Source organism: Embleya sp. NPDC127516 (genome assembly GCF_044765325.1).
Taxonomy (GTDB): domain Bacteria; phylum Actinomycetota; class Actinomycetes; order Streptomycetales; family Streptomycetaceae; genus Embleya.
The window spans coordinates 93,909-112,719 of the sequence record NZ_JBIWJT010000035.1 but is presented as its reverse complement, the minus strand read 5'-3'; the positions used below and the strand labels follow the sequence as shown (position 1 = coordinate 112,719).

Here is an 18,811-nt window from a genome sequence, read left to right as displayed (position 1 = left end):
CCCCTGCAGGACCGACAAACATGGCGGGCCTGAGCCTCGCATGTTCGAGCACGTCGTAGAGGTTTCGACACTCGTCGACGGGCTTGGGCCGTGGAGGTTCCTCTGAGGAAGCCGACACCCGGGAAGCATACAAGCGGGCTGTCGCCTAGAACGACATGCATCGAGATCCGGGCCAAGTTCAGAGAAGCATGCATCCGCTGCCCGATGCTCCACATCAATCCCAAGATGCTCGCACGCCTCGAAGAGCTGGAAGCCGATTTGCTCGACCGACGTGCGCGAGCGGAGGTCGAGAACTGGATCGGTGAGATCGAAGGCATCGATCTCACCTTGTCCTTCCTGCGTGCGAAGAAGGACGAGACCCTGCGTCGCGCGCGCCGTCCTGTCGTCGACCTCGGCATCCCCCGCCCCAGGGCATCATGTGAGGAGCCCCGCGCATGACATCCGGAAGGCTCACTCTACGTGTATGGGCTGCTGCTGGCTTCGTTCACTTTTGGCAGCAGCGTTTGTCCGGCAGTTTGGGCAGCAGACGGAGACGGATGGGCGCGGAGGTATTCACGAGAAATGACGTCAGGGCATGGGATGGGCTGTCGTCTGCGAGGGCGGCGGACCGTCGAAACCGAGCCCGCAGACAGACGAATTCGGCACCGATGGGTCGAGTTTCGTCGACGTGGTCGGCCGCCCAGTGCCTGTGATCTACTGCCGGTCATGCCGTTGTTGTTGCTGGACCTCGACAACACCCTGGTCGACCGCGATGCGGCCTTCCGTACCGCCGTCGTCGACTTCCTTGCCGGGCACGGCCTGCCCGACTCCGAGGTCACGTGGGTGACCACGCTTGACGCCGGCGGCTATAACGCGCGGCATGAAGTCGCTGCGGCCCTGACCGGCCGATACGGCGGTGTGGTGCCAACCACCGCCATCCGTGCCCTTCTCGACAACGGCGGCGCCGACCACGTCGCCCTGACGCTCTCCTCCCGCGAGGCGTTGAGCAAAGCACGGGCCGACGGTTGGGCCTGCGTGATCGTCACCAACGGCCGCACCGTTCAGCAGGAAGCGAAGATCCGTAATACCGGGCTCGACCGACTCGTCCAGGGCTGGGTGATCTCCGAGGCCGTCGGCCACAAGAAGCCGGAACCGGAGATCTTCCGCGCGGCAGCGGCAACCGTCGGTATCCCCCTGCCTGGTGCGTGGATCATCGGCGATTCACCGCATGCCGACATCGCCGGTGCCGACCGACTCGGGCTTCGCAGCGTGTGGGTGGCGAACGGCCGGCCCTGGCCCCAGGATTCCTACCGGCCCACCCACGTCGCCAACGGCGTTGCCTCTGCGATCGATCACGCCATGCGGAACCCGGGATAGGGCGCCGCAACCCGCCGAACTCCGTACCGTCCGCAGTGACTTCAATGCATGGGACAGTCCGCCGCCCGCCAGGGCGGCGGACCGTCAAGACTGAACCCGCAGGAAACTACGCCGCAGGGCCTGGTCAACGGGCCTGGAACCGGCCGGTTGCGAGGAACTGCCGATACATGTCCAGCACCGCCGAGGTCGGCGGGTGCAAGGGCTGCGGAGCATGGTCCAGGTCGAAGAAGCGCGCTTCGAGGACCTCGTCGGCTTCCACGGTGACAGTGCCCGTCCAACGGTACGCGGCGAAGCACAGTGCGAAGCAATGAGTCAGATCGCCGTTCGGGTATCGGATGACGTGGACTTCGGGGTCGGACAAGGCGCCGAACGGCACGAGGTCTCCCTCGGCCACGTGCAGCCCCGTCTCCTCCCGAAGTTCCTCGACAGCGGTTCCGGCGAAGGTGCTGCCCGGTTCGCACGCGCCCGCTGGGAACTCCCACAACCCGGTGTCCGAACGGCGCTGAAACAGACAGCCGCCGTGCTCGTCGAAGAGCAGCACCTACGCACCCGGCATCAGCACGAGCTGGGAGCCGACTTTCTGACGAATCGACCACAAGTAGGAACCCGTGTATGCCACCAAACGCCCCTTCTCTCCAAGTGTCGCCGTCCCGAAGCCGAACCTTGGGATCCGCATCGTGATGACGACCGCAAGGCGCCGACACCTCGTGGGACCGCACCAGAGGAGCTTAGGGGCGACGGCACCCCAGCGCGGGCCCAGCGATCAAGAATTGCACCTCCAACGACATGCGCCACGTACCCGATTGGGTGAAGTGCAGAGAAGCAGTGAATGTCTCACCTGGATCTGCTCCCCGGCCTGCCACCGGCGTTGACCGCTCGCAAGCTGACCGGCAGGGCCCTTGAGGCGATCGCCTGTGCCCTGACGGATCCGGCCAACCTCGCGAAGGTCACCGACCCCGCCACCCGCAGGTACCTGGACGTGGCCGGCGAGGAACTTGCCGCCGCCGCCCGAGTTGGCCACGCGGTAGCCGACGCCCGCGCCGCCGACCCCGACGAACAACCCCCCTGCACCGCCGCCCGACCACACCACCGCCGGCACCGACATCACGACCACCTGGCTCGACCACGCCCAGGCCGACCTCGACGCGCGTCTGCGCGCCTCGGCGAGGCGCGCAGCGCGGCGTGCCCCCTGGAACGCCGCGGGGCTCCGGGCGCGGTTCGCGCGGGTGCCAGGCGGGTGCACCCTCCTTCGCGGTGCGAGGCCACGACGTGCGGTCGCCTTTCCCGGTCCGGAGCCAGCGCCCTCGGTTGTGCCGGCCGACCACGGCGAACGCTCCTCCGGACGGATATCGCTCCGCCCGGTGAGCATTGCGGTGAGGCCGCCCTGACACATGGGAACACCCCTCACTTCGACTTGACTTCCTGACGATTCGTCAGCTTCTCGCGTCGGATCACGGTAGGATCGGGGGGATGGTGCCAGCATGGGAAGGGTGGGACCGATGGGCGACGGGGAGCAGACACCGGACGGGGACGCCTCGGGTCGGATTGCGTGCGATGCGGTCGGTCCGGGCGTGGGGTTCGGGGTGGAGGAGGTCCGCAGGCAGTGGGCGCGGGTGGTGGCCGACGCCGCAGACGGCATCCAGGTGGTGATCCACGCTCCCCACGGGGTGCGTGCGGTGTTGGGCCCGCCGACACCGGATGTATTGGCCGCGCAGGGGGAGTTGCCGGCGTTCACGATGACCGCCGCCCGACAGGGCCTGGGCAACCTGGTGCGCGCGGCCGCGACAGGTACCCCGCAGCTGGTGCTGCGCTACCGCCGCGTCTACGCCCAGATCACCCACACCGCCACCACACCGCCCACCACCGGCGGCGGTCCCGTGCCGGCGACGCGGGCGATGCCCGGATCGGACACCCCCGACGTCGCGCCCCCGGCGCCCGCCGCGCCGGTCACCCCTGCCGTGTCCTCCGGGGCGGGTCGTCGTGTGGCGGGGTTCGCGACGGCGTTGGGGGAGGCGACGAACGCCCGCCGACGCGCGGTCTCGTTCGGCCCCGCCGACTTGGACGAGGCCTCGGGCGGTGGCGCGCTGCCCGGTCGCCTGGTGCTGGTGGTCGGCGCGCCCGGCGCCGGCGCGGGCCTGCTCGCGGCTGGCACGGTGTTGTCCGCGACCCTGGCGCCGGCCGACGATCCCGACGCGCCGAGCGCGGTGCTTTCGTGCACGCCCGGCCGCCCCCGCGCCGACATCGCCGCCCGCCTGACCGCCGCCGCCGGAGTCGACCATCGCAGGTTGCGTGCGGGCACCCTCACCGACACCGAACGCCACGCCGCCGACGCCGCGTCGGCGCGCCTGGCGGCAGGGGGGCTTCTCCTGGACGACGGCGCCGACCTGACCCTGGACCTGCTCCGGGAGACCGCCGCCGACATCGCGGGCCTGCGCCTGGTCGCGGTCGACCCGCTCAACCACCTGATCCCCGCCGCTACCGGCCTTGCCGGCCCCGAGATCCGCCACGGTGTGGCCGCGTTGCGCCGGTTGGCTGCGGATCTGGACGTGCCGGTGGTGGCCGTGTGGGAGACCGGAGCCGGCGAACCGCCCGAGGTCGCCGCGGCGTTGGCCGAGGCGGACACCGTCGTGCACCTGACGCGTGAGGGCGAGCAGGCGTTCGCGATCGTCGCCGAACGCGATCTCGGCCCGGTCGCTCAGGCGGCCCTGCACGCCGACCTCGCCCACGTCCGCTTCACCGACCCCCCACCGGCCTCGACCGCCGTGGCCCAGACCGGCCCGGCCGACGTGCCCCAGGCCGACAACGCCGAGCCCCCTGCCCCCGATCCCCGCGAACGAGCCGAGAGTCGACAGGAACGGCCCGCGGCCGACACACCGGCGACCACGCCCCGCCCGACCACGCCCGCCCGCGCCGGCGCCCGCCCCACGTCCGCCGCGCCGAAAGCCCCGGCCACGTCGAAGCCGGCGCGCAAGATCGTGGTGGACACCGACGAGGACCCGCTGCCCGGGGCGATCGCGGGCGCGGTCGCGGAGGAACTGGCAGCGGCCGAGGGGGACATCACCGCCGCGAGCGAGGCCTTGGCCCGCCGAGCGATCCCGGACGTGATGGAACTCCTGCGCCTGTCCCGCGCCGGCTCCCGGTACGAGCACACCTGGTACCCGCCATTGCCGGAGTTGTTGCGCAAGCGCAGCAAGGAGGAGTCGGACGCGGTCTGGGAGGCCCGCCCCAAGTGGCGCAACACGCACCTGCCCCCCGGGGATCACGAGGTCGTCGCGCTGGACATGAACGCCGCCTACCTGTCCGCACTCAAGGCCCACCTCCCGATCGGCCCGCTCGAACACCGCGCCGGCCCCGACCTGGACGACTTCGACGGACCACGCGGCCGCAAACGCCGCCGCGCCGGCATCTACCTCGTCGAGCCCCCAGCGTGGGAGCACGACGATCTCCCGAACCCGCTCGGCGACCGCGACGAGCCCGGCCCGCTGTGGATCACCGACCCCACCCTCCGGCTGCTCCTGCGGTGCGCGTCGCCCGCCTACGGGCACCTGTGCGAGGAACCGCAGATCCTCGAGTCCTGGACGGCGGTGGCGACCGAGAACCTCCTGGAGCGTCTGCGGACCGCGTTGCGCGACGCCCGGGACACGGCGATCGCGGAGGGGGACGATGTCACCTTGGACTATGTGAAGCAGATGTACGCGAAACTCGTGTCCACGATGGGTGGTTCGAACTACAACCGGGAGATCAACCGCCCCGACTGGATGCACATCATCCGCTCCCAGGCGTTCTCCAACCTCTGGGTGAAGGCGTTCAAGGCCCACCAGGGAGGACTTGCCGTGGTGCGCGTGATGGGCACCGACGAACTCCACCTCACCGGCGGCGACTGGCGCACCGTGTTCACCGAGGGCCGCGGCGTCGGCGACGTGAAGATCAAGGATACTTACATCCTCCAGACCAAGGACAAGAGTTGACGGCCCACACCACCACCCCAGCCGCCACCGCTTCGCCCGAGAGGACCTGACGCCGGATGCCGTACCGCTCCCTGGAGCCCGGCAAGTACGGGATGCGCGGCGCCCGCGCGTCCGCCCTGGCCGCGCAGCGCCTGGACGAACTCGCCGACGGCGTCACCTCGCCCGTCGACACCGAACGGGGCCTGGCCGCACGCTTGCGCTACCTCACCGCCTCCGGAGCCGGCTACACCGCGATGGACAACGCCGGGATCGCCGTCACACCGCGCACACTCGCGGCCTGGCTCGCCGAGGACCAAACCCCCAACCGCGCCAACCTGCGCCGGATCGACGAGGCATACCGCGACCTGCGCCGGCGCAACGTGGCCCGGTCGCTGACTCGTCGCCTGAACAACAACGGCCGCGGCACCCGCGTGGAGTTGCATTCCCACGACCAGTCCGGCGTACGCGAGCCGCACCGCCGAGCCGGCGTGGCCGGACACCGCAGCGTCAACGTCCGCCGTTGGGACGCGATCGTGCGTGCCTGGGCGGCCGGGGACGAACGGATGCTCGACGAACGGTGGACCGACGAGGTATTGGCGGATCTCGGGTCGGACTGGGGCGGCTTCGAGTTCGCTTCCGGAGTGGGATTCGCAGCCTAGTCGGCTTGTAGGGTCTCAGCTCGCGAGTCCTGATCTCACGGCCGATGTCCTGCGAATTTCCGTTCGTGAGACTGCGCAGGTCAGCGGCTTGCACTCGATATCCGATTCGAGGATTCGGACACGATCGTGAGATTCCGGTGCCGGACACGTCGTGAGAAACCGTGAGAAACACGAGGTCACAGCGTCGGCGTAGGACACGAACCGCGAGACCCTACACGGCTGTAGGTTCCCAAAACGCATGTCGGATTCTCAATCGCGCTGTCAGGTGAATGCCAGATCTGACATGGAGCTGCGACTCTTCCTGTCTCGTCTCAACTCGGTTGTCGGCTTCTCACTGCATCTCATAGCGAGTTGGCGGATTCTCATGTACCTGGTTGTTCTGGCGATGTCCCGTCTCGGATGATCCGGTCCGATTTGCTCGTGGTTTCCGAAGATCTGGTCGGTCGCGCCGTTGTCGGTAGGGGATGGCAGGTTGCGGCAATGAGCTACGACCTTGCCGTGTGGGAGGGCGAGCGGCCGGCAGACAACGCCGCTGCGGCCGAGCGCTTTGCCGATCTGTACGACCGGTACATGGACACAGAGGGGCCCGTGGTTCCCCCGGTGGGTCGCATCACGGCCTTCGTCGCCGCGCTGTTGGAACGGTGGCCGGATCCCACGGAGATCGACGGCGATGACTCGCCCTGGTCGGCGGGGCCGCTGATCGGCGATGCCTGCGGCCCGCTGATCTGCTTCCCCATGAGCTGGAGCAGGGCCGAGGAGGCATCCGCCTACGCAGCGGAGGTTGCCGCGTCGCTGGGTCTCAACTGCTTCGACCCGCAGGCACGGCAACTCCGGCCCTGACAATGGCGTGGGAGCGACCAAACTTCGGCAGGTGGCCGGCCTGACGGGCGCCCCCGGGTCTGGTGCCGGCTCGAAACACGGCCGACCCGATCATCCGTGAACGCAAGACGAACGAGACGCCCGTCGATCTCCGGATTTACCCGTTACGGAGTCCGGTTTCGGCGCGGGAGCGTTCCACCTGCCGACCGCAGCCGAACCGGCGAGCTGTTTCGCGCGGCGCTACAGCACCCTCGGCACCCACGATTCGCTCTACCGCCACTTTCGCAAAAGCCATGTCGTGGTCCAGACCCAACTCGACACAGACCTCCTCCACGACATCGGCGTTCATCCGATCCCGCAGCGCCTCGCCTATCGCCTCCCGCGGGACCCTCGCGGTGACCGTCGCCATCGCGCCCCCTTTTCCGTCGCCACATCGAGAGACGTTCGGTATGGGCCGATCGGGCCGTTCGCCCGCGTGAACCGCCCGACCGGCCGTTGAAGCTTTCGCCGAACACCCGCCGCCCGCGGGACACTGCGCCGTGCCCTTCGACGTCGACGAAGACCGCGACGTGACGGGTTCTCACCCGCCCCTTGTTGCGGCGCAGTGCGCGGTGCAGGTCGCCCGCCAGGGTTTGGAATCCGCGCTCCGGCAGGCGCAGCGCGGCCTCCAACGATCCGAGCGTGCCATTGCAGCGACGACACAGCGCGCCGCGCACCGAGCCGGTGGCGTGGTCGTGGTCGACGACCACCGAGACTCCGGGGCAGAGCATGCAATGCGGGTGCTCGGCCAGGTAGCGGCCCTTGGCCTGCGACGACATCGATTGGTACTTCACCCGTGCCTCCGCCGGGGTGTTCACGGTCGACCGGTGGTCGACCTGCACAGGGTCCCGGTTTCCATTGGACGAGAGATCCGCGGCGGTCACACGCGTTTCGGGGATTCCGCATGGCCCCGAGCTGTGCGACGTTTCCCGTGCGGCCGGATGACGTCGCGTGCCCACCGTCTCGATCGGGACCCACAGGCCCGCCGCCATCGGCAAAGTCGCTGGTCGAAGCCGATGGCGGAGAGAGATGATGGGCCCGTTCCGTTCCGGGCGATGCGAGGAGAACACCCCGATGACCGTGCCGCCGCTGACTCTCGAGGACCGCCGGGCCGCGCTCGCGAAGGCCGCCGCCGTGCGCAGAGAGCGGGCCGAGGTGAAGGAGGCACTCAAGCGCGGCCGGTTGTCGCTGGGCGAGGTGCTGGCCGACGACTCCGACGCCGTACGCAAGATGCCGGTCCGCGCCCTGCTCGAATCCCTTCCCTACATCGGCAAGGCACGGGCCGCGAGGCTCCTCGACGAGCTGGAGATCTCCGAGAGCCGCCGCGTGCGTGGCCTGGGCGTCCAACAGCGCGAGCGGCTTCTGGAGCGTTGCGCGCCGCAGGCGTGACCCGGAGACGGGGTTCGCTAACGCGCCACTTCGTGGGTCAGGCGTCGGGCGGCGATCTCGATCGTCGCCACGTGCTTGTCGATGCGGGCCGACGCCACGTCGAACGGCTCGTCCTGCAGGCGCAGTTCCTCGCCCCGGGCGACGCAGCCGGCCACGCAGGCGCGTGCGGCCTGCAGCACGGACCGGGCCAGGGCCGCGGCGGTCGCCAGATCCGCCCGCGCGGCCGGATCGTCGGGGGACAGGGCGAGGGCCTCGTCGGCGACGCGCGCGGCCAACACGACCAGCCAGGAGGCGTGTTCGGCCTGGAGCCGCAACCGCAGGGCCAGCGTGCCCCGGGCGGCGGTGTCGCCGTCTGGCGCCCGCTCCAAGTCCGTGATCGCCGCCGCGACCCGGTCCGAGATCTCGGACAACTCCACGGCGCTCTCCCGCGCCCGGTAACGCGGTCCCGGGTGCGGCCGAGAGCCGGAAGCCCCGAAGAGTGGCGAATCGCCATTTCGAGCCCGGAAGCGAACACTCCCCGTCTACGTTCGCAGTATGAGTTTCGAGCCGCGTTACCCTACATGGTAGTTGCGGCCATGGCGGGGAACGCGTGTGAACAGCGTGGGCACCGCGGGGTGGAGATCGGGTTGCAGATGATGAAGGTTTTGTGGCCCTTCGGCGTCGCCCTCGTCGTCGGTTCGGTCGTCGACCACCACGGTGACGTCGGCGGCGAACCGCACCGCCCGGCCGGGGGATTCGGCATCCCCGGCCCGGAACCCGCAGACACCACGCGGGGTCTCACCCCCGATCCCTCCGGTGTCACGGATTCGGAGCGGACGGGCGCGGCGGGGTTGCCCCTCCGCAGGGGGCGGACGGCGATCGTCGGGCCGGTTCCCCGGGAGCGGTCACCGTCCAGGCCGGACGGTCCGGCCCGTCGGACTCGATCGGGCCGACATCGACCGGGGTGGGGCGCCGCAGCCACAGTTCGGTCGCGAGCAACCGGGTCAGCGGCGCCATCCCGCCGTCGTCCGCCGCCACGTCCGTCAATGCGCCCGGCGCGTACGCCGGGTCGACCAGGCCCAGCCGCGCGGCCGCGCTGTCCGCGAGCAGACCGGCGACCTGCGGCGCGACCGCGTCCAGATGGGGTTTGAGGGTGTAGCCACGATCGGGTTGTCGGTGTTGTCCTGGCTGGGGTCGATGAAGGTCGAGCCCCACGGTGTGGACCGTGCCGATCGGTGGGGGCTGTTCGTGGGTGAATGGGCGCCCACCTTGCGCATCGACCCCAGGTGGCCGGGAACGTCCTCGCCCGAACCGTACGCGTGCGAGAATCGGGCCCACGGCACCTCCTCGAGAAGGAACCCGTCCCTGACGTCCCTCGACATCCCCGCCATCACCACACGCACATCCAGCGCGGCCCCCTCGTACACCCGACTCCATGTTCATGCACCCGCCGGAAATCGAACACGAGATCCTCGGACGTCACGGTCGCCCCCTGTGGCTGTCGCCGGCCGAAAGACCCCTGCCTACCAGCGGACACCGACACCACCCGAACGAACAACCCACCACGGGACTGTCGTACGGCGGCCGTAGCCTCCCCGAGGGCGTGCGCGGAACGGCAGCGCGGCCGGGAATCGTCGCACGAGCACAGCGGAGGTCAGCGGCGGTCGGAAAGCGGCCGGTGTCGAAAACGCCGCCCCGGGTCCCAGGCGCGAGCGGTCAACTTCGCCATCGGCACGTCGTCGTCGCTCTCGTTCACGACGGGAGACGGGACGCATCGTCCGGGGCTCCGACGAACGTCCATGTTCGGATGGTCACGGCGCCGACTGTAGGGGCGCGCGCCGACGGCGGGCCTCGGGCCCGGCGGCCGGCCCCTGACCATGAAGCCGGTCCCTCACCTTGCGCCAGTGGCTCACGGCGAGCGCGCCTTCGTCTGCGCCGATGGTGGTGTACATGGCGAGGTGCTCAGGGGACATGTAGCTGTTCTTCTTCGCGTCGAAGAATTCCTCGTCGTACCAGACGACGTCGAAGATCACCTTGCCGCCGCCCTCTTTGCGACGTTCCATCCAGGTGAGATTCCAGTTGTACTTCGAGTCGGGCTGCTCGGCGAGACGGTCGTCCGAGGCGCGGAGGGCGTCGATGCACCTCGCGAGAGCCTCGTCGGAGACGATGTCGACTTCGACGTGCGATTCGGCGATGACCGTGCGGTCGCCACGGCGACCGGGAGCGGCGTCGCCCAGGAGCACCAGTTCTCGGGTGACCGGCTCGGAGATCGTGTCGGGCATGCTGTTCCCCTCTGTTCATTGGCAATCAAGCGACCACACGTACGCGTCGCCGCGACTTCCGTGGTTCGAATGCATGTTCAGAGCGTGCACATGAAAACTAGTTGGATGCGTTGCTTGCCGTCAACACCGATTCACACAAGGTGATCATGGTGGGTCCTTGGTGGGCTCGGCGGCTCGTGCGGCGGGAGCTCCGGACACCCGGGCGGGCACCGCCGGTCGACGCAGGAGAACGGGGGCTGCGGCCAGGCTCGCCAAGAGGGTGCCCACGCCCGCGAGTTGCAGGGCTCCCGCGCCGCCGAGTTGGCCGGCTGCCGGGCCACCCAGGGCGGTCCCGGTCAGATTGGCGCCGTTGAGCGCGGCGCTCGAGGAGGCGAAGGCGCGGCCGCGGACCTCCGCCGGTACGCGGGCGTGGATGAGGTTGCGGATCGCCAGGCTCTGCAGTGCGTTGGCCACACCGGTGAGAACGAAGGCGACCAGCACGAGCGCGAACACGGGAACGGTCGCGCTGATCAGCAACGCGGCACCCATCAAGAAGCCTGCGCCGGCTAGGACCCGCGGCTGCCACGCGAGCGGGACCCGGGAGGCGATCAGCGCGGCGGCGAGCAATGTGCCGACGGTATGGCCCGTGACCAAAACGCCGTAGCCGGTGTCGGAGGCGTGTAGATCGTCGCGGATGAAGAAGACCCGGGCGACGTTGAGCATCGCGGTGAAGACGATTGCCGACGCCAAGGCAAGGATCGCAGTCCGCAGGAGGCGGTCGTGACCGAGTACACCAACACCCGCACGCACCTGGGCGAGCCAACTCGGCCTGCCACCTGCGTCGGGCATCGGCTCGCGACGCACCCGCAGGCCGAGGAACACCACGGCCATCGTGGCGAACGACCCGGCGTTGCACAGCAATGCGACCCGATCGTCGAACGCCGCGACCAGGACGCCCGCCAGGGCCGGACCCGCCACGCCGCCCACGGAACGAAACATTTCCAGCCGCGCATAGCCGCGCGCGGTCCCCTCCTCACCCATGATCTCGGGAACCAGGAGCTGGAGAGCAGGGGAGACGACCGCCAGCCCAACACCCAGCAACGCCAACAATCCGATGGTGACGACAGTGTCGGTCACCACCGCCAGGCCGGCTGCGACGACAGCTTGAAGAGCGGTCGCCACGACGATCAGTCGACTGCTCTCCACCCGGTCGACCAGAGGCGCGACCAACGGTCCGACCACGACGATCGGCAACACGCTCGCGATGACCAGCGCCGAGATCACCACCCCGGATTGCCCTTGGTCATGTAATCGGAGAGTGAGGGCGACCATGGCCATCTGGTCCCCCATCGAGGACAAGCCATAGGTGGCTGCGACCACGGACACGACGAGATTGGGATTCCGGCGCATTCACAGATGCTGCCACTCGCGGTGGCGATGTGCACTCCCTTGAGCACGACAAGTGAGTTCCTTGAGTCAACCTCTATGCAGCCGAGGACTTACTGGTGGCCATGTTGATTTTGCCGTTGGCTTGGTGGGTTTCGCGGTCGTAGCAGGTTCCGTCGCGCCAGCAGGCCCATATGACGCGCAGCCAGGCTCGGGCGAGGATGCGTGTGGCGTGGGGGTGTCGTTTCTGACGGGCGCGGGCGTCGGTGTAGATCTTCGCGGCCCACTCGCTGCCGTGTCGGCTGTTGTCGGCGAAGGTGGTCAGGGCGAGGCGGGCTCTTCGGTTGGTCGCGAAGCGGAAGGTCACCGCGCGGGACTTGCCGGAGGCGCGGGTGACGGGCACGACGCCGGCCTCGGCGATGAGTTGTTCGCAGGTCCGGGCGCGTTCCAGGAGCGGGCCGATCTCGCCGACGATCTGGCCGAGGTTGACCTTGCCGATGCGTGGCATGGACGCGAACAGCGGTGCGTAGGGGTGGGTTTCGACCGCGTCGGCGATGGCCTTGTCGAGCAGGCGGATGGTTGTGCGTATGCCCTGAACGAGTTGGACCTGGACGCGGACCAGCCGCTCGACGACCACATCGCCGAGCCGGGAGGCCGCGGTCGGGGCCGAACGCAGACGTTCGATGAGCACGCTGCCGGGTCGCTTGCCCGAGTAACCCCGGCGCTTGCACCAGGCTTGAAGGCGTCCGGCAGTCAACTTGGCGGCGGAGGCCGGGGTGGGATATCGCTCCAGGAACGCGAGGGCGATGTCGCTGTCGAGGTCGGCGAACACCGCCTTGCCGCCGGGCCAATGCATGTCGAGCAGCGCGGCGAGTTGGTTGGTCGCCGCGACGCGGGCCTCGATGTGGTCGGCGCGCTGTCGGGTGAGCGCCTGGAGGTCCATGGTGGCCTGCTCGGTGGGTTCCAGGCGGGGCAGCATGTGGCCGTCGGTGCGCAGGTAGTCGGCGAGTTTCATGCTGTCGCCGGCGTCGGTCTTGGCCTTGGAGGCGCCCCAACGCGCCCGCATCGCGTGGAAGGCGTTCGGGTGCACCGGTACCACCGGGTGCCCGGCGGCGAGGAGTCGGTCCACCGCCAGACCGCGGGTGGTCTCGATCGCGACCGGGAGATCCGCCGGGGCCCCGTGCTTCCGCAGTCGGGCCAGGGTCTTGGTGAACCCCTCCTCGGTGTGGGCGAACTCCCAGCGGTCGACGCGCTTTCCGGTGTCGTCCATGACGGTGACGTCGTGGGTCTCGGTCGCCCAGTCCCATCCGATGAACACGAAAGAAGTACTCCTGTGCCTGTGATGGAGCACCTGCTCGGGGGTGAGGTCCCACTACCGGCCCGTTCCTGGAGATCGGCGCGGGCACCGGCTGGAACGCCTGCCTCCTGCGCGCCGCCACGGGGCGTGATGTGGTCAGCGTCGAGATCGACCCGGGCCTGGCCCGATCGGCCCGCGACGCGTGCGAACGCGCCGGGATCCACCCGCACATCGTCACCGGCGACGGCACCTTGGGATACCCGTCGCGTGCCCCGTACGCCGCAGTGGTCGCCACCTGCTCGGTCCATGTCGTCCCGCCCGCCTGGGTCGAGCAGACCCGCCCCGGCGGGACGCTCCTGGTGCCGTGGACCTCGCCGTGGGTGTCCTACGGCATCGCCCGCCTGACCCGCGACGACGACGGGGGAGCGACCGGCCCGTTCGCCGCCCTGGGCTCGTTCATGCCGCTACGTGCTGCGGCGGCCGGGTACGACGACAGCCCGCCGGCCGTGGACCATGACGCCCCCACCCGCGAGCGCGTGTCGGATCTGGCGCCGTGGGGGGTGCAACCCGAGGAGCCCGAGGCCGCGTTCGTCGTCGGCGCGACCCTGCCCGGATACCGCTTTCTCACCGCCCGCGCCGACGACCCGCAGCCGGGCAAGTGGTGCTGCACCCTGCGGGTGATCGACGCCACGGGAGCGAACTGGGCCGACGTCGACCACGTCCGAGACCGTGACGGGGGCCCCTTCGCGGTCACCGTTCACGGTGAACGCGACGTGTGGGCCGACATCGAACACACCCACGCACGCTGGACGACCCAAGGCCGCCCCGGGCCCGAACGCTTCGGCCTGCGCGTCGAGCCGGACGGCCGCCAACACGTGTGGTTCGACGATCCGTCCGGCTCGACCTGGCCCCTGGCGGGTACGGGCCGCCACGCGATGATCACCTGAACTCTGGAGCCGCGGGCCGGTATGGGAGCGCCGTAGGTGCGAACCCCCGGCCGGTCCACTCGGTTCCTGCGCGTGGTGCGGGAGTTGCTCGTGTTCGGCGTGCAGTGCGGGTCCCCGGTGGCTGTGCCGGGTGGTGGAGTGTCGGGTGACGTCCCGGGTTTTCCTACTCGGTTTTCCTGTCGGATTTTCCTTACGACTTTCGGGTGTGGTTGTCGTTCGGGTGCCTGGCCTCTGGTGGAGGGATGCGGCTCTGGGCAACGCCGCGTTCACCGGCGCGTCCGGTTTCGGGGCTGGGGTGGCCGGGTCCGCACGGTCGGCGGTGGCGGGGTCAGGGCGGGCACGCGGGGTACCGACGTCGGCCGGGTTGCCCGAGTGTGGGCGCGGGCCCGGTACGGCTCGGCGGGATCGTCTCGAGGACGGTCGGCTTTCTGGGAGGCTCTGACCATGGTCTATCGCTATGAGCACACACCGCCGCAACCGCTGACCGTCGGCCGTCTGCGGTTGCTGATCGCGGGGCTGGACGACGCGACGCCGATCGAGGTCGTGGTCCCCACGGGGCCGAGTACCGAGTGCGGGGTCGGTGACGAACCGCCGCTGATCCTCACCGGCGGGTCCGGGGACTCGACGGTCGACCTGGAGACCGGCCGCCCGCACCTGACCCTGGCCGCGGACTACGAGGCCGGGTACTACATGCGTCTGGACGACGGACGCCATGTACCCGACCACGGCCGCCGATAGCAGTGCGGGCGGGTCGGGGCGGGGCACGCATTCATGACGCTGCGGGACCGACTGTGGGTGCTGGGCGAACAACTCCTCGGACTGCTCCTCGGTAACGCGGGAGACCTGCGTTCGCGAATACAACAGCACGTCCTCAGGAATCCCGGCGACTGGACCACGGAGCACCTCAAGCCCGATATTCGCGTTGCGCGCCGGACCTTCGGCGCCGCTACGTCTCCTTGATGCAGACGAACGCCACCACTGTCGCGGTCACCCGAAGCGAGGGCTTCGGGCTCCTCGGCCTTGACGAGCAGCGCGACCGGGCGGCGGCGTGCGGTGACGGCTCCGCGAAACAACGCCTCGGCTCTGTCGGTTCGCCCGGCCGCGGCAAGAAGCCTGGCCAGTACCGATACGCCTCAGGAGGATTTTGGCGAGTTCCTCATCCGCGTCGGGCAACCCGAGAAGCCGCGGCGTCCACCAAGCCGTCGACGACGAAGACGTCTACACCCTCGACGACCGGGCGGAACTGTTCGCCTGCGCCGCGACGCTTTACGGCTCGGTGATTCGGTAGACGGCGCGCTCTGGGTCGGCTTTGGCGATCAGGCCGCTGTCGGCGATGTCACGGAGTAGCTGCCGGGCGCGCTTGGGTGTCACGATGTGCCCGGCGGCGGCCAGGACTTCGACGGTGCGCGCTGGCGTCCAATTGCCGCCCTCCTTCTCTATGGTCTGCTCGAGGATGGCCCGCTGGGACGATCCCTTTCGGTCGCGGGGCCGGCCGTGGCGGTCGAGGATTCGGTAGAGGCGCGAGGCCGGCAGGCCGGCGGCGATTGCGATGGCGTTGCGGTCGGCGTCGTCACCGGTCTTGTCGGCGGCGACGATTGCCAACTCCCGCCAGACTTCGAGGCCCTGAATGATGCGGCTGACCATGCGGATGTTGCTGGCGAGTTCCCAAAAGTCGGCGGCTTTTGGCGGGGTGATGTCGCGGTCCTTCTCGAGGGATGCGTGAAGGGCCCGGGCGAGGTCGTCCCAGTGCTTGACGACGACTTCCTCGCTGCCGTCGTCACCGAAGTTGAAGGTGATGCGGGTAGCCATGGCGTCTCCTTAGCGTTCGCTAGAGACAAGGTATCTGTCTAGCGAACGCTAGGCAACGGCCTGCTGCGTCGTGGATCTCTTCAGACGGTTCCAAACGCTGAGTTTGTCGCCGATGCAGTCGGTTTCGCCATAGTGCGAACACTGAACACTAAGTGACGCTATGTTGCACGCGCGCAGCCACCATCAGCGACGAAAGGTCCACTGCCATGTCTGATCTCAACCTCGAGCAACTGGCCCTGACAGCAGCCCAGAACATCCAGACAGCCGACGAAGTCCGTCGTGACGCGGCCGTTATCAAGGCGGCCAAGCAGTTCGCGGAAGACAGCGCCCAGGCTTTCCGCTCCGGTGGTGCGCTGGTACGTGAGGCTCGATCCTCCTGGCGTCGCCACAGCCCGTCGACCAAAGAGAACGGAACCCGGTGAATGATTTCAGCGCAGAGGCGATGGGCATCGTGATCCGCGAGCACCGCCAAGCCCAAAGACCCTTGATGACCCAGGAAGAGTTGGCCAAGCGGGCCGACTATGGGAAGGGGGGCGCGGTCTCGATCTCCCGGATCGAGCGCGGGCTCATCAGCCCCGGGGAGCACCGCCTGGCCGCCATCGCCCTCCCGCTCCAACTGACACCCGAGCAACTCAGGCAGGAGGCGGAGGACCGAACCAGGTCCCTTGCTCGTCAGCGGGGCCAGCGATCGGTGAAGCTGCGCGACCAAGTCGCGGAGACAAAAAGACGTCACACCGAGATCAACGAAAAGGCGGCCCAGCGGTCGAAGATCACCCAAGAACTCGGGGAAGCCTTCAACCATGTCCATGACGCCACCCGCGACGAGTTCTTCCTCAGGTTCGTGGAACTGGCAGAGAGCATCAGCGGGGCGCCCGAGCCAGAGAGACCGAACGAGGAGGAGATCGCGAGCACGGACGAGATCCCCACTGCGATACGTATCGAGGCCATGTCCGTCGGGATCGCCAATGCGATCCGCGGTGCCGCAGCCGGAGGCGCGGCCGGAGCAGCAGTCGGCGGTGCCGCAGCCTACGGTGCGTTCACCGCCGCCGCGATATTCGGGACCGCCTCCACTGGAACAGCCATTTCGATGCTGTCCGGAGTTGCCGCGACCAACGCGACTCTGGCCCTCCTGGGAGGAGGCACGCTGGCTGCCGGCGGTGCGGGCATGGCGGGTGGAGTCCTCCTGCTCACGGGCATGGTCGCCGCCCCGGCGGCAGCGCTGGCGGCCGCCGGCTTCTACGTCGTGAGGCAGCGCCGGAACAAGAAAGAGGAAGAACGTCTCCGAACCGAGGTCGAGGCTGCGGAGGCAGCTCTGGACCAGTCACAGCAAGGCTTCGACGCGATGATCGACGTACTACTTCGCGCCACGGCCACCATGAAATACGTCAGCGTGCACGGCATCCACGCCCTTGAGAAGTGGGGAGCAAGTCTGCCGCCGAAGCCCCGGGACTGGGAATCGCTCGGGCACGAGGGGCAGAAGCGGTACAAGGAGTTCCTGACCGTGGCGGGATGCCTCCTCGCCGTGAGCAGCATCAACGTCAGTGCTCTCCTCACCGCACAGCCCGACTCCTTGCGCGAGATGGACAAGGCCGTCGACCAGACGCTGCGGTACGCGGACAAGACCATCAAGTCGATCGTCTGAGCCCAAAAGTCGTTGCCACACGCTGACCACACCAGGTGACCGGATGGCACGATCCAGACCCTCCACCATGCAAACGAGGTGGCGGACAGAGTCAGATGTGGAGAGGCACCTCGCCGGCCGGCCGCCCGGTGGGTGCCGGGTACCAGAGCCCTCACCCGGTACCCGAGGACCTGCGCGCCGTCCCAGACGACACGATCACGCACGAACTCGGCCTCCTGATGGCCGGGATGCCCTGGCTACAGCAGGTAGATCCCTACTTCGGCGCCGGACTGGCGCACACCCTGAACCAGATGTTCGACCCCGTCCAACGCCCTACGTTCCCCGATTCATGGGGAGCCCCAAGGGTTCGCTGCCGACGACCCGCCCTTTTGAGACCCCGGGGTCCCGCTTCCCGCCGGCCTGTCGACGTCGTCGCCGCGAACGATGGGCCTCACGTTCTCCTCCTCCCGAAGCCGGCGGGGGGCGTACGACTCGAGCGTCGGGGTCTCCCGGATTCGGGCCGGAAGTGGGCCATGATGGACTCCTGGAGCCGGGGTGGGACGTCGACGCACGGCCGCACCACCGAGGGGGCTCTCGCGCTGGTGTACCGACCCCTGGGCGCAGGGACAGCCTCAGGCCTCGCCCTCGGGTGATTCGGTGGGTAGCAGCCGTTCGGCGAGCGACGCACTCGGCTGCGAAGCCGTGTCCACGTCGATGCTGCCGCTCGCCCGGCCGGGCAGGTTGGTGCCGGTGGCACGCCAGCGCAAGGGAGGAAGCGTGGAGCGGGCGCCCGCGCGGCGATCGTCACCCTCGAGGTCGACGGCGTCGAAGGCCCGCACGGACACGGGGGAGAAGACGATCTCGACATCGCCGTCGTGCTCGTCGATCTCGGGGGCACGCGGATCGGGGAAGCGGTATGCCAAGTGTCCGTTGTCATCGAACCGAGTCCGCTCCGCTGGTCTTGACCTGCGACGACTGGATTGGGTGACACAGCCGTTCATGGAGTTCGGCCCATCCGCCGAGTGCCGAATCGCGCCTCCTGCCGCTGACCTGCGACGACTAACTTCATTGGCACGAAACCCCATTCGCCTGACTTCGATGACACGGCGACTCGGTTCGATGACAACGGACAGCGGACTCCTGCTCCTGAGCAATCCCATGGACCACTCAACGCCTCACCCCTGGTCGCAACCACCACGGCCCGGATCGCCGACCGGGCCGCTGGTGACCGTGATTCAACGTATCCGTTCGCGGATCCGCCTGATGCCCAAACAAACAGACCCCACTGCCCTGCCCGAACCG

The 18,811-nt window shown here is 68.9% G+C and carries 20 protein-coding genes; 11 read left to right on the top strand and 9 right to left on the bottom strand.

Annotation, left to right across the window (positions count from 1 at the left end; genetic code table 11):
- Nucleotides 1–204: 204 nt before the first annotated feature.
- Together ACIRL2_RS42630 and ACIRL2_RS42625 are read left to right on the top strand one after the other, a co-directional pair.
- The gene (locus ACIRL2_RS42630) at nucleotides 205–438 is read left to right on the top strand and encodes a recombinase (protein WP_402239856.1); all 234 of its coding nucleotides are present in this window, start codon (nucleotides 205–207) and stop codon (nucleotides 436–438) included.
- A 267-nt stretch (nucleotides 439–705) separates the two neighbouring features.
- Complete coding sequence (locus ACIRL2_RS42625; RefSeq protein WP_402239854.1) at nucleotides 706–1,356, top strand: HAD family hydrolase; 651 nt, start codon at nucleotides 706–708, stop codon at nucleotides 1,354–1,356.
- Nucleotides 1,357–1,480: 124 nt separating this feature from the next.
- Here ACIRL2_RS42625 and ACIRL2_RS42620 read toward each other — a convergent pair whose 3' ends face one another.
- Nucleotides 1,481–1,897 carry an NUDIX domain-containing protein gene (locus ACIRL2_RS42620; RefSeq protein WP_402239852.1) on the bottom strand — a complete coding sequence of 139 codons (417 nt, stop codon included), beginning with the start codon at nucleotides 1,895–1,897 and terminating at the stop codon, nucleotides 1,481–1,483.
- A 940-nt stretch (nucleotides 1,898–2,837) separates the two neighbouring features.
- Here ACIRL2_RS42620 and ACIRL2_RS42615 point away from each other — a divergent pair.
- The 3 genes from ACIRL2_RS42615 to ACIRL2_RS42605 all read left to right on the top strand — a co-directional run bounded on the left by ACIRL2_RS42615 (nucleotide 2,838) and on the right by ACIRL2_RS42605 (nucleotide 6,802).
- Nucleotides 2,838–5,324, top strand: coding sequence for a DnaB-like helicase C-terminal domain-containing protein (locus ACIRL2_RS42615; RefSeq protein WP_402239849.1), 2,487 nt, complete (start codon nucleotides 2,838–2,840; stop codon nucleotides 5,322–5,324).
- 56 nt (nucleotides 5,325–5,380) lie between these two features.
- Nucleotides 5,381–5,962 carry a transcriptional regulator gene (locus ACIRL2_RS42610; protein ID WP_402239848.1) on the top strand — a complete coding sequence of 194 codons (582 nt, stop codon included), beginning with the start codon at nucleotides 5,381–5,383 and terminating at the stop codon, nucleotides 5,960–5,962.
- 480 nt (nucleotides 5,963–6,442) lie between these two features.
- A complete protein-coding gene (locus ACIRL2_RS42605; RefSeq protein ID WP_402239845.1) occupies nucleotides 6,443–6,802 on the top strand; it encodes a hypothetical protein in 360 nt (119 codons plus the stop codon).
- Nucleotides 6,803–6,945: 143 nt separating this feature from the next.
- Here ACIRL2_RS42605 and ACIRL2_RS42600 read toward each other — a convergent pair whose 3' ends face one another.
- Nucleotides 6,946–7,812, bottom strand: a complete 867-nt coding sequence (locus tag ACIRL2_RS42600) for an endonuclease domain-containing protein (protein WP_402239843.1) — start codon at nucleotides 7,810–7,812, stop codon at nucleotides 6,946–6,948.
- 82 nt (nucleotides 7,813–7,894) lie between these two features.
- On the opposite strand from ACIRL2_RS42600, the gene mihF reads away from it, so the two are divergent.
- Entirely contained in the window at nucleotides 7,895–8,209 is a 315-nt protein-coding gene (mihF, locus tag ACIRL2_RS42595; RefSeq protein ID WP_402239841.1) for an integration host factor, actinobacterial type, read from the top strand.
- 17 nt (nucleotides 8,210–8,226) lie between these two features.
- Here the strand turns inward: mihF and ACIRL2_RS42590 are convergent, their stop codons facing one another.
- The 5 genes from ACIRL2_RS42590 to ACIRL2_RS42570 all read right to left on the bottom strand — a co-directional run bounded on the left by ACIRL2_RS42590 (nucleotide 8,227) and on the right by ACIRL2_RS42570 (nucleotide 13,153).
- A complete protein-coding gene (locus tag ACIRL2_RS42590) occupies nucleotides 8,227–8,625 on the bottom strand; it encodes a hypothetical protein (RefSeq protein WP_402239838.1) in 399 nt (132 codons plus the stop codon).
- Nucleotides 8,626–9,007: 382 nt separating this feature from the next.
- Complete coding sequence (locus tag ACIRL2_RS42585) at nucleotides 9,008–9,403, bottom strand: hypothetical protein (RefSeq protein ID WP_402239864.1); 396 nt, start codon at nucleotides 9,401–9,403, stop codon at nucleotides 9,008–9,010.
- A gap of 596 nt (nucleotides 9,404–9,999) precedes the next feature.
- Nucleotides 10,000–10,470, bottom strand: a complete 471-nt coding sequence (locus tag ACIRL2_RS42580; protein WP_402239836.1) for a hypothetical protein — start codon at nucleotides 10,468–10,470, stop codon at nucleotides 10,000–10,002.
- A 144-nt stretch (nucleotides 10,471–10,614) separates the two neighbouring features.
- The gene (locus ACIRL2_RS42575) at nucleotides 10,615–11,835 is read right to left on the bottom strand and encodes an MFS transporter (protein ID WP_402239835.1); all 1,221 of its coding nucleotides are present in this window, start codon (nucleotides 11,833–11,835) and stop codon (nucleotides 10,615–10,617) included.
- Between the two features lie 97 nt (nucleotides 11,836–11,932).
- On the bottom strand, nucleotides 11,933–13,153 hold the full coding sequence (locus tag ACIRL2_RS42570) for an IS110 family transposase (protein WP_402239832.1): 1,221 nt from the start codon (nucleotides 13,151–13,153) through the stop codon (nucleotides 11,933–11,935).
- Nucleotides 13,154–13,221: 68 nt separating this feature from the next.
- Between ACIRL2_RS42570 and ACIRL2_RS42565 the strand changes: the two genes are divergently transcribed.
- The 3 genes from ACIRL2_RS42565 to ACIRL2_RS42555 all read left to right on the top strand — a co-directional run bounded on the left by ACIRL2_RS42565 (nucleotide 13,222) and on the right by ACIRL2_RS42555 (nucleotide 15,039).
- The gene (locus ACIRL2_RS42565; protein ID WP_402239861.1) at nucleotides 13,222–14,079 is read left to right on the top strand and encodes a methyltransferase domain-containing protein; all 858 of its coding nucleotides are present in this window, start codon (nucleotides 13,222–13,224) and stop codon (nucleotides 14,077–14,079) included.
- 444 nt (nucleotides 14,080–14,523) lie between these two features.
- Nucleotides 14,524–14,817, top strand: a complete 294-nt coding sequence (locus tag ACIRL2_RS42560; RefSeq protein ID WP_402239831.1) for a DUF6225 family protein — start codon at nucleotides 14,524–14,526, stop codon at nucleotides 14,815–14,817.
- Nucleotides 14,818–14,850: 33 nt separating this feature from the next.
- Nucleotides 14,851–15,039: a hypothetical protein gene (locus tag ACIRL2_RS42555; protein WP_402239829.1), complete on the top strand. Its 189-nt coding sequence runs from the start codon at nucleotides 14,851–14,853 to the stop codon at nucleotides 15,037–15,039.
- A 306-nt stretch (nucleotides 15,040–15,345) separates the two neighbouring features.
- Here the strand turns inward: ACIRL2_RS42555 and ACIRL2_RS42550 are convergent, their stop codons facing one another.
- Nucleotides 15,346–15,888, bottom strand: coding sequence for a hypothetical protein (locus tag ACIRL2_RS42550; RefSeq protein WP_402239828.1), 543 nt, complete (start codon nucleotides 15,886–15,888; stop codon nucleotides 15,346–15,348).
- A gap of 206 nt (nucleotides 15,889–16,094) precedes the next feature.
- Here ACIRL2_RS42550 and ACIRL2_RS42545 point away from each other — a divergent pair, with 206 nt between their 5' ends.
- Together ACIRL2_RS42545 and ACIRL2_RS42540 are read left to right on the top strand one after the other, a co-directional pair.
- Nucleotides 16,095–16,310, top strand: a complete 216-nt coding sequence (locus ACIRL2_RS42545; RefSeq protein ID WP_402239825.1) for a hypothetical protein — start codon at nucleotides 16,095–16,097, stop codon at nucleotides 16,308–16,310.
- Nucleotides 16,307–17,530, top strand: coding sequence for a helix-turn-helix domain-containing protein (locus tag ACIRL2_RS42540; protein ID WP_402239823.1), 1,224 nt, complete (start codon nucleotides 16,307–16,309; stop codon nucleotides 17,528–17,530). Before ACIRL2_RS42545 ends, ACIRL2_RS42540 begins: the two co-directional genes overlap by 4 nt.
- A 611-nt stretch (nucleotides 17,531–18,141) precedes the next feature.
- Here the strand turns inward: ACIRL2_RS42540 and ACIRL2_RS42535 are convergent.
- Nucleotides 18,142–18,432 carry a hypothetical protein gene (locus ACIRL2_RS42535; RefSeq protein ID WP_402239820.1) on the bottom strand — a complete coding sequence of 97 codons (291 nt, stop codon included), beginning with the start codon at nucleotides 18,430–18,432 and terminating at the stop codon, nucleotides 18,142–18,144.
- Between the last annotated feature and the right edge of the window lie 379 nt (nucleotides 18,433–18,811).

What these genes read in the sequence shown, in the direction of transcription:
- ACIRL2_RS42630 (WP_402239856.1), top strand. Translation starts at nt 205, where the DNA reads ATGCTCCACATCAATCCCAAGATGCTCGCACGCCTCGAAGAGCTGGAA.
- ACIRL2_RS42625 (WP_402239854.1), top strand. Translation starts at nt 706, where the DNA reads ATGCCGTTGTTGTTGCTGGACCTCGACAACACCCTGGTCGACCGCGAT.
- ACIRL2_RS42615 (WP_402239849.1), top strand. Translation starts at nt 2,838, where the DNA reads ATGGGAAGGGTGGGACCGATGGGCGACGGGGAGCAGACACCGGACGGG.
- ACIRL2_RS42610 (WP_402239848.1), top strand. Translation starts at nt 5,381, where the DNA reads ATGCCGTACCGCTCCCTGGAGCCCGGCAAGTACGGGATGCGCGGCGCC.
- ACIRL2_RS42605 (WP_402239845.1), top strand. Translation starts at nt 6,443, where the DNA reads ATGAGCTACGACCTTGCCGTGTGGGAGGGCGAGCGGCCGGCAGACAAC.
- ACIRL2_RS42600 (WP_402239843.1), bottom strand. Translation starts at nt 7,812, where the DNA reads ATGGCGGCGGGCCTGTGGGTCCCGATCGAGACGGTGGGCACGCGACGT.
- mihF (WP_402239841.1), top strand. Translation starts at nt 7,895, where the DNA reads ATGACCGTGCCGCCGCTGACTCTCGAGGACCGCCGGGCCGCGCTCGCG.
- ACIRL2_RS42580 (WP_402239836.1), bottom strand. Translation starts at nt 10,470, where the DNA reads ATGCCCGACACGATCTCCGAGCCGGTCACCCGAGAACTGGTGCTCCTG.
- ACIRL2_RS42560 (WP_402239831.1), top strand. Translation starts at nt 14,524, where the DNA reads ATGGTCTATCGCTATGAGCACACACCGCCGCAACCGCTGACCGTCGGC.
- ACIRL2_RS42555 (WP_402239829.1), top strand. Translation starts at nt 14,851, where the DNA reads ATGACGCTGCGGGACCGACTGTGGGTGCTGGGCGAACAACTCCTCGGA.
- ACIRL2_RS42550 (WP_402239828.1), bottom strand. Translation starts at nt 15,888, where the DNA reads ATGGCTACCCGCATCACCTTCAACTTCGGTGACGACGGCAGCGAGGAA.
- ACIRL2_RS42545 (WP_402239825.1), top strand. Translation starts at nt 16,095, where the DNA reads ATGTCTGATCTCAACCTCGAGCAACTGGCCCTGACAGCAGCCCAGAAC.